At 60.3% G+C, this 6,809-nt stretch carries 7 protein-coding genes; 3 read left to right on the top strand and 4 right to left on the bottom strand.

Annotated features, from left to right (window positions below):
- Window positions 1–212 precede the first annotated feature (212 nt).
- Both QZY07_RS15715 and QZY07_RS15720 read left to right on the top strand, forming a co-directional pair.
- Window positions 213–1,856 (top strand): tetrathionate reductase family octaheme c-type cytochrome, encoded by a 1,644-nt coding sequence (locus tag QZY07_RS15715; protein WP_295404663.1) that lies wholly within the window; start codon window positions 213–215, stop codon window positions 1,854–1,856.
- Window positions 1,856–2,509: a cytochrome b/b6 domain-containing protein gene (locus QZY07_RS15720; RefSeq protein ID WP_295404665.1), complete on the top strand. Its 654-nt coding sequence runs from the start codon at window positions 1,856–1,858 to the stop codon at window positions 2,507–2,509. The genes QZY07_RS15715 and QZY07_RS15720 overlap by 1 nt, the downstream gene beginning before the upstream one ends.
- 76 nt (window positions 2,510–2,585) lie before the next feature.
- Here QZY07_RS15720 and QZY07_RS15725 read toward each other — a convergent pair whose 3' ends face one another.
- A complete protein-coding gene (locus QZY07_RS15725; RefSeq protein WP_295404668.1) occupies window positions 2,586–3,050 on the bottom strand; it encodes an SCP2 sterol-binding domain-containing protein in 465 nt (154 codons plus the stop codon).
- Between the two features lie 125 nt (window positions 3,051–3,175).
- Here QZY07_RS15725 and QZY07_RS15730 point away from each other — a divergent pair, with 125 nt between their 5' ends.
- Window positions 3,176–4,129, top strand: a complete 954-nt coding sequence (locus QZY07_RS15730) for a DUF808 domain-containing protein (protein WP_295404671.1) — start codon at window positions 3,176–3,178, stop codon at window positions 4,127–4,129.
- A gap of 20 nt (window positions 4,130–4,149) precedes the next feature.
- Here QZY07_RS15730 and QZY07_RS15735 read toward each other — a convergent pair whose 3' ends face one another.
- The 3 genes from QZY07_RS15735 to QZY07_RS15745 all read right to left on the bottom strand — a co-directional run bounded on the left by QZY07_RS15735 (window position 4,150) and on the right by QZY07_RS15745 (window position 6,191).
- Entirely contained in the window at window positions 4,150–5,220 is a 1,071-nt protein-coding gene (locus tag QZY07_RS15735; protein ID WP_295404673.1) for an OmpA family protein, read from the bottom strand.
- Between the two features lie 143 nt (window positions 5,221–5,363).
- Window positions 5,364–5,855, bottom strand: coding sequence for a hypothetical protein (locus QZY07_RS15740; protein ID WP_295404676.1), 492 nt, complete (start codon window positions 5,853–5,855; stop codon window positions 5,364–5,366).
- Window positions 5,856–5,963: 108 nt separating this feature from the next.
- The gene (locus QZY07_RS15745; protein WP_295404679.1) at window positions 5,964–6,191 is read right to left on the bottom strand and encodes a DUF4160 domain-containing protein; all 228 of its coding nucleotides are present in this window, start codon (window positions 6,189–6,191) and stop codon (window positions 5,964–5,966) included.
- Between the last annotated feature and the right edge of the window lie 618 nt (window positions 6,192–6,809).

Raw genomic sequence — 6,809 nt, forward strand, 5'->3', positions numbered from 1 at the left:
CGTTCATTGAGCATGGATGCGCAGGATATCCGTTTGGATCCCGACGACAGCATGACTTGGCGATGACCGATATGCAGAAGCTGTCGCCTTGCCGCAAGTCATGGAAACAAACAACGATTGATAGCAGGATGACGCGGCTTAGACCGCAGACTGGCGATCGCAGGTTCATTGATCGCCCAGCCCGGTCTTTCAGAATTGGAGCACATCATCCTATGCGACCCACAATCGGATTTCTCCTGGCGCTGGTGCTGGGATCTTTCGCGCTAACCTCGACCCAGTCCACGGCGGACAACTGGCCGACGCCACCCGCCACGGTCGCGCCAGTTCCTCCGCAGATCTCCGGCCCGCTCACCGGCGGAACCGCCGATCACACCAAATTCGAGGCATTGAAACAGCCATTCGCCTCGGGTCCGGAAGTCACCAAGGCCTGTCTGAGCTGCCATACCGAGACCGGGCAGCACTTCATGAAGAATATCCACTGGACCTGGGAGCGTCGTAACCCGGATACCGGTCAGTTGCTCGGAAAGAAGCATCTGGTGAACAACTTCTGCACCAATGCCCGCGGCAACGAAGGCATGTGCGCCCAATGTCACGCCGGGTATGGCTGGAAGGACGAGAACTTCGACTTCAGCGACGAGACCAATATCGACTGCCTGATCTGTCACGACACCACCGGCACCTACTATAAGACGCCGAACAGCGCGGGCAGTCCGGCCTGTTCGGTCATGTTCGAGGGTAAGCCGGCCATCGATCTGGCGCTGGTGGCCCAAAGCGTCGACCTGCCGCAGCGCGCGAACTGCGGTGCCTGTCACTTCAATGGTGGTGGTGGCGACAACGTCAAGCATGGCGACCTTTCTTCCGCCCTGAAGAGCCCCACTCGGGAACTCGACGTGCACATGGGCGTGGACGGACTCAACTTCGCCTGCACCGCCTGCCACGTCACCAAGTCGCATGTCTGGGCCGGCAGCCGTTATGAGATTGCCGCCAAGGATCATGAGGGAATCGGGAAACCCGGCCAGCGCCGCGATGTCGCCACCTGCGAATCCTGTCACGGTCTTGCCCCGCATCCGGTCGATTCGCTTGCCGCCTTCAAACGTAACGACCATATATCGAGCGTCGCCTGCCAGACTTGTCATATCCCCGAGTTCGCCCGCGGCGGCGTCGCCACCATGACCGACTGGGACTGGCGGACCGCTGGTAAAACGCGCAACGGCGCGGGCTATCACGAGAGCGGCTACACCCAGGGAAACGGCGCGCACCGCTACACCTATAAGTCCATCAAGGGGTCCTTCACCTACGCCGAAAACCTGGTGCCGCTCTATCGCTGGTTCGACGGACAGATGCGTTACACCACCATCGACACTAAGTTCGATGTGAACCAACCCGTCGCGATCAACGACTTCACCGGCTCGCGCGAGGATGGCGACTCACGCATCTGGCCCTTCAAGGTCATGCGTACCTGGATGCCCGCCGATGTCGGCAACGGAACCCTGGTCTATAACCACCTGTGGGGCGAGGATGACGACTCCTACTGGGGTAATTACGACATGGGCAAGGCCATCGAGCATGGAATGAAGGAATTCGGGCTGCCCTACTCCGGCCAGTTCGGCTTCGTCGAAACCCTCTCCTACTGGCCCATCACCCACATGGTCGCGCCGAAGGAAGACGCGCTCGCCTGCGAGTCGTGCCACGCCGAACAGGGCCGTCTCAAGGGAGTGGAAGGCATCTACCTGCCAGGCCGCGATCACAACCGATGGCTGGATCTGATCGGCATCATTGCGATTGCTGGAACCTTGATTGCAATTTTGGGTCATGCCCTGATCCGTCTCTTCTCGCCCAAGGGGGCAAAACACTGATGGCCATTCGCCGCGTTAAAATTTTCAGTCTGTTCGAGCGCTTCTGGCATTGGTCGCAGATGCTGTTGATCATGACCCTGATGTTCACCGGATTCGGGCTGCACGGTTTCCATCACCTGCTGAATTTCGAACATGCGGTCACCGTGCATACTTTCGCCGCCTTCGCGCTGCTGTTGCTGTGGGCCTTCAGTATCTTCTGGCTCTTCACGACCCGGAATTGGCGTCACTTCATCCCGACCGTCAAAGGGATGTGGCAGGTCCTTCGTTACTATATCCTCGGCATCTTCAAGGGCGAGCACCATCCCTACCGCAAGGCTTACTGGCGTAAGCACAACCCCTTGCAGGCACTCACCTATCTGATGCTCAAGATCGTGCTGTTCCCGCTGATCTGGGTGTCGGGGTTGGCTTATCTCTTCTATTTTCTGTGGCGGGATGCTCCCCAGGCGACCGAGTGGCTGGAAGGCGCAGCACTGGTCCATACCGGGGCTGCCTTTACGATGGTGGTATTCGTGCTGATCCACGTCTACATGCTGACCACCGGTCATTCGTTCCGCGAGCACATCATGCCGATGATCAGCGGATTCGATGAAGTGGATCTGACTCCCGAGGAAGAAGCCTATCTGCTGAAGGACGAGCCGGAGGTCATTCGCTAGAGAGAGATCGCATCAAAGCGATTTTTCCCACGGTCAATCCTCGGATTGGCGCGGATCGCTCCGCGCCAATCCGAAGTCAGCGTCCGGGAAAGCGGATACTCGCCATCCGATCCAGTGCGCGCATCAAAGGCGCCCAGCGAGCTGGCGGCTCGAAGGCATCGAAAAAGTTCTTCAGATAGAGACCCAATTCAGTGTCGCCGGACATCCTCAGCCGACGTTGAAAAAACAGTGTATCCGCATCCTCGCGCCGCGCGGCAAGCAGCAGAAACTCCCGCAGACCGCCCGCGATGCTGGCATCGGCCTTGGCCTCGTCGCCATATCCCCGGATGCGCCCATCGGTGAGCCCCAACAGATAACGCACCCCGATATCGTCGATCTCGATCGCGACCCGGCGCCCTTGCAGAAAATCCAGTTCGCCTTCCAGCAGCGCGTCCTTCATCACCTGGTTGAGCAGCGTCGCGAGCACCCGGCTGTGCATGACGCTCGGCATCAGCCGCAAGGGGAAGGTCAAGGGGTAGAGAAAACGTGGGGGAGCAGACATGACGGGTCTCGTTCGGATCATCCAACAAAATAACCGGGAATTTTCCACGCTCTCCAGGCTCGACACAAGCGAATCCAGCAGGTCAAATACGCATCTTCGTTCAAGAGACAGGAAGTAAGGACACCATGGCCACCAGCCTGCTTGCATTGATTGACGATATCGCGACCGTGCTGGACGACGTGTCTCTGTTGACCAAGGTTGCGGCCAGAAAGACCGCCAGCGTCCTGGGCGACGACCTCGCGCTGAATGCCGAGCAGGTTCAGGGGGTCCGGGCCGAGCGGGAACTGCCCGTCGTCTGGTCCGTGTTCAAGGGTTCGCTGATCAACAAACTCATTCTGGTGCCGACCGCGCTCGCGATCAGCCTGTTCGCGCCCTGGGCGATCCTGCCGTTATTGATGGTCGGCGGGCTTTATCTCTGTTACGAAGGCGTTGAAAAGGTCGCGCACAAATTTCTGCATGCCGGGGCCGAGACCGATGCGCATCATGCCGCGCTGACCGCCGCGCTCGCGGATCCCGAGACGGATCTACTGACGCTGGAGCGAGACAAGATCGCCGGCGCGGTCAGAACGGATTTCATCCTGTCCGCCGAGATCATCGTCATCACGCTCGGGACCGTCGAGGCGGCTCCGCTCCTGACCCAGATTCTGGTTCTGAGCGGCATTGCCCTGCTGATGACCGTCGGCGTCTATGGCCTGGTCGGGGGGATCGTCAAGCTGGACGATGCCGGACTCGCCCTGAGCCGCCGAACCGGCGAAAGTTTTTTCAGCCGGTGGCAACGCGCCTTCGGACGCGGGATTCTGCGCGCGGCGCCTTTACTCATGAAGGGACTCTCCATCGCGGGCACCATCGCGATGTTTCTGGTCGGCGGCGGAATCCTGGTGCATGGAATCCCCGGCCTGCATGACTGGATCCACCATCTGAGCCAAGGTCTGGCCAATTTTCCGGGAGCCGGCGGCGGCTTGGCCGCGATCGCCCCAATCTCAATCACTGCCCTGATTGGCGCCATCTCCGGCGCGGCCGTGCTGGCTGTCGTCAGCCTGGCGAGAGGACTACGGGTGGCGCTGTTGAGACAGGATTAAGATTGATGTAGTCCGCGACGTCAATACTGCACTAACTCCACCCGCCGATTCTGCGCGCGTCCCTCCTCCGTCTGATTCGACGCCAACGGGGCCGCAAATGACACGCCCACCGGCAACAGCCGCGCTTTGTCGACGTCATGGTCGCGGACCAGGGCCGCGACCACCGCTTCGGCGCGCCGCTGGGAGAGGGTCCGGTTGTACTCGAAGGTGCCGGCCATGTCCGTATGCCCGACCACCAGCAGCTTGAGATCCGGGTTGGCGGTCAGCAGCGCGGCGATTTCCGTCAGGGCCGGTGCCGATTCTGCTTTCACCGTGGCCTGATCGAAGTCGAACAGGATGCCGTAGAGGGCAATGCGCCCGGTGGTTGCGATGGCGCGCGCCATCGCGGCCGCGTCGACCTTGACCATCTTCCGCTCGCGTCCCTTGGCCTCCACGACATCCACCACGGCGACCGTGCGCCCGTCGAGCGCCTGACACGAGTGTCCCGCTTTCAGGGTGTAGGCGAGCACCGAGACATGGGCCTGCTGCTCCGGCAGTTCGGCCGCCAGGTAGCGCTGGTCCTTGATCCGCTCCGTCAGCGCGCAGTTGCCATTGGAAAAGGCGGGGGCGTTGATCCGCTCCTCGGGGTACAACACCATCGCGAGGCTCATCTCGCCGCCACCCCCGCTGCTCGAACGGCCTGGGTCTCCTCCGCACGCCTCGCCCTTGCAGGCGAACAGCACCTGACCCCCGAGCGCCTCGATCTCGTCCTGGTAATTGCGCACGATCTCCAGGGGCGAGCGACCCGCCGGGACGACATAGACCAGGCGGGTGGTCCGCCCCTCCAACGCCAGACTCTGCTCCGGCGCAAACCAATGGTTGTTATGCTGATCGCGCCGTTCTTTGTCCGCGTCTTCCTGGAGCGGCCCTGTTGGCAGAACGAATTCGTCGAAGGCTTTGCCGTCATGGGCAACGATGAACGATCCCTCGTAGCGCTTCAGCAGCGGGTGGTCCTGGGTGCCCTCCAGATCCTTGGTGGGAAGGGTGGCGTCTGACCAGGCGCCAGCGGCGCACAGGGAGAGGCTCAACGTGATCAGGATGGTACGAAGCATGGCGACAACTCCTCGGGCAGATGGTGGATCGAAACGGTCGATGAACGCGGCGAATCAAACGCCGGCGATCCTCGCCTTGCGCCGCGCCGGCCGAGACGCCCTCAGGGTCAAACGCCTCGCGCGCGGGATTTAGATCGTTGGAACTAGAGCTTGGCGAGGATCTGTCTGGCCAGCGCTTCCTCCTGAGCGCGCGAGGCGCCGGAGGTAATAAGCACCGAGGTGCTCCCTTTGAGCACCACGAGGGTGTTGCTGGCAATCTGTTGGGTACCCGCGGCACAGAAATACGCCGCCTCTCCCAGGCCCGAGACATCGGTCACGGGCACGCCAGCCTGGACGAACGACTGTTTGCTGGCCGCAAAACCTTCGGCATCGGTCCCGGCGTCGAAGTTGATGATGACCGTGCGAGAGTTGTTGCCGAGGCCATAACTGCAACTCGTGACGGCGTAGGCGGTCCCAGGAAATTCGATCTCGGCAACGGGCGCGAGCAGGCCGGTCAAGCCGAGGGTCGCGTCGACCTCGCTGGCCGGTGCAAGATCACACGATAGATTGTGGTCGCCAGAGGAATCGCTGCAACCACTAGCGCCCAAGCTAAGTGCGAGGGCATACACGGCTACCCGCGTTATTATCTGCAACATGGTTCTCGTCCTCGGAGGGTGATGCGTGACCGGAAAATCAGAACGCCAATGCGTAGGGCAAGCATCGACCGGATGCACGAAAAGAACAGATGCTAACCTCGGCCGTGATTAGAGACAACTCGTGAAAATGGCTACGTCTTCTTGATGCGTTTGTACGAGATCATGATTGCGGCCGCTCTCTGCGCGGTTGAAGCCTCCGCTTCTCTGTAGTCTTATCGGATCTAGCCAGATTTTACAGACCTCGTCGTCTCTTTCCACATGAATGTGCGGTGGTTCATCTCGATCACCCGCGTAGAAAAAGAATCTGTACGGACCTATTCGGAGAACTGGTGGCATCTACCTTCAAGTCATTTTCGCTTGTCGCCCGCGATGCTCAATGTGACTCCAGATTCCAAGCCTTTTCTGACTTTAACAGCGCGCCGGCAAATTCGATTCGCAGGGGTCTAGCCATAAAGAATATCTATGGCCCCCTAACTGTGTGACTGTGTGCAGTTAGTTGCGCTTAGCACCTTTTCCCAGATGGGCTGGCACTGCACCGATGCCGCGGTTGAGACCTTTCGATCAGCCAAAAAACGCGTTCCCGGTCGTCACCGTACCATGCACGGCGCCCAATAGCGCCTTGGTGGTGATCGGCCCAACGATGCCATCTGCGCTAACCCGACTTCCGCGATTCGAGCCGCTCCCGGCCCAATTGGAGGCAGTTTCCCACGCCGAAATGTCTGCAAGTCGCTGATTGTCCGTGATTGAGCCTGGCAAAAGTGTCTGTAGTGCCGACCTAAACTGTTGAACGGGTTGGCATTCTTGCTGACACTGTCGGCATGTTCCTGCGATCGAAGACGCGCAAAAAAGACGGCAAAGAGCATCGCTCCTGGAGCGTGGTGGAGAACCGCCGCGTGGCCGACGGGCGGGTAGTGCAGCGCCACGTGCTGTATCTGGGGGAGCTCAACGATGCCC

Source organism: uncultured Thiocystis sp. (genome assembly GCF_903866365.1).
In the GTDB taxonomy this organism is placed as follows: Bacteria; Pseudomonadota; Gammaproteobacteria; order Chromatiales; family Chromatiaceae; genus Chromatium.